General features: G+C 66.6%; 2 protein-coding genes. Both read left to right on the forward strand.

The genetic code is table 11. From position 1 onward, the window contains the following. The coding region (locus tag SLQ33_RS33490) for a hypothetical protein (RefSeq protein WP_319458243.1) at positions 1-188 on the forward strand (188 nt) is incomplete at its 5' end. A 75-nt stretch (positions 189-263) separates the two neighbouring features. After that, entirely contained in the window at positions 264-1,508 is a 1,245-nt protein-coding gene (locus SLQ33_RS33495) for an IS110 family transposase (protein ID WP_319458244.1), read from the forward strand. Positions 1,509-1,526 lie beyond the last annotated feature (18 nt).

Below are 1,526 nucleotides of genomic sequence, written 5' to 3' on the forward strand. Positions count from 1 at the left end.
GCTCACTGGTGGACCATCCTTGTGTCGGTGATCTTCGATGGATTGCCGATGCACCCGAGGTGCCGCTGATCTACCGCCCTGCTTGCTCGACACATTTGATGTCCAGCATGAGTTCTGCGGAGATCAGTGGTTACCCGGGGCGCGTCGACCGTCGACAGGGCTATGCGCCATCGAGCGCCGCTCAGTGAGCGAACCGGCAGTCGTGCCCCGGAACCAGCACACAAGGGTGCCTCCCCACTGGGCTTAGCAGCGAGGAGGCTGTCATGAAGTCTGCCCGAAACACCCTGCCAGCGGAACCCCCCAATGGCCACACGTGTGGAATCGACTGGGCCCGTGATGATCACGCGGTCTCGATCGTGAACTCCAAAGGCCGCGAAATCACCCGAAAAACGATCAGCCACAACGCAGCTGGGCTGCGTGAGCTGCTTCGCACCCTCGAGCGCGTCGGGGTCTGCGAGGTCGCCATCGAACGCCCCGACGGCCCGGTCGTTCAGACCCTGCTCGAAGCCGGGATCACCGTCGTGGTCATCAGCCCCAACCAGGTCAAGAACCTGCGCGGTCGTTACGGATCGGCCGGCAACAAGGACGACCGGTTCGACGCCTTCGTGCTGGCCGACACCTTGCGCACCGACCGCATCCGGCTGCGTCCCCTGCTGCCCGACACCCCCGCCACCATCGCCCTGCGGCAGATCTGCCGCGCCCGCAAGGACCTGGTCGCCCACCGCGTAGCGGTCGCCAACCAACTCCGGGCTCATCTGATGATCGTGTTCCCCGGCGCGGTCGGACTGTTCGCCGACATCGACTCGCCGATCAGCCTGGCCTTCTTGACCCGCTTCGACTGCCAAGACCGCGCCGACTGGCTCACGGTCACCAGGATGGCCAACTGGTTGTCGGCCATCGCCTACAGCGGCCGTACCCATCCCCAGGAACTGCACCGTCGACTCAGGGCCGCACCCCGGGGCGCGACAGGCATCGACGGTGCCGCCATCACCGCGGCCTTCGTCGCCGTCCTGACCAACCTGGGTGCCCAGATCAAAACCCTCGATGACAGCATCGCCGAGCAACTCGACTCCCACGCCGACGCCCACATCTTCACCAGCCTGCCCCGCTCGGGCACTTTCCGCGCCGCCCGACTGCTCGCCGAAATCGGCGACTGCCGCGGCCGATTCCCCACCCCCGAAGCACTGGCATGCCTGGCCGGGGTCGCCCCCTCCACCCGCCAATCCGGACAGGTCAAACACGTCGGATTCCGTTGGGCCGCCGACAAACAACTCCGCGACGCAGTGTGCGACTTCGCCGGCGACAGTCGACGAGCCAATCCCTGGGCCGCCGACCTCTACAACCGCGCCCGCGCCCGCGGACACGACCACCCCCACGCCGTACGCATACTCGCCCGCGCCTGGCTCTACGTCATCTGGCACTGCTGGCAAGACCACACCACCTACGACCCCACCCAGCATCGCGCCCTCCAAGCACTGCTCGACAGACCCCAACCGGGAGCGGCTTGACACAGGGCAACTCATGCG

The sequence above is a fragment of the Mycobacterium sp. RTGN6 genome (genome assembly GCF_033804605.1).
In the GTDB taxonomy this organism is placed as follows: domain Bacteria; phylum Actinomycetota; class Actinomycetes; order Mycobacteriales; family Mycobacteriaceae; genus Mycobacterium.